At 47.1% G+C, this 552-nt stretch carries 1 rRNA gene; it reads right to left on the bottom strand.

Annotated elements, in window-relative coordinates:
- Positions 1 to 346: 346 nt before the first annotated feature.
- A 16S ribosomal RNA gene (locus ACX1DY_RS31495) occupies positions 347 to 552 on the bottom strand; the annotation flags it as partial.

Raw genomic sequence — 552 nt, 5'->3', positions numbered from 1 at the left:
TTATTCGCTCATCTTGTTTTAAACAGCGCTTCCGGATGACTCCGTCCGCCATTCTGTTTAAAGCCAAAAGTCGCTCACAATCCAAAACCATCGCTCAGTATCACTAAAACATAAACTTGCTTACACAAGTTCAGCTTAAAGGAATGTTCTAAAACGCATTTTCGTTTCGGTATCCAGTTTTCAAGGATCAAGTTGCTGTAAGTTCTGGTCGAACACGGCTGTGTCGATAGAAGTTACAGACCATTGAGAGCTTCAACTCTCAAAACTGAGCAACGAGTGAGTAACTAACCGACCTGGTTAGATTTTAGATTTGAATGTTCTCATTGCAGAGAACGATTCTCCATAGAAAGGAGGTGATCCAGCCGCACCTTCCGATACGGCTACCTTGTTACGACTTCACCCCAATCATCTACCCCACCTTCGGCGGCTGGCTCCCTTGCGGGTTACCCCACCGACTTCGGGTGTTGTAAACTCTCGTGGTGTGACGGGCGGTGTGTACAAGACCCGGGAACGTATTCACCGCGGCATGCTGATCCGCGATTACTAGCAATT

The sequence above is a fragment of the Paenibacillus sp. BAC0078 genome, from assembly GCF_054483875.1.
Note: the sequence above shows the minus strand (reverse complement) of the source record. Positions and strands in the feature narration are given on the sequence as shown.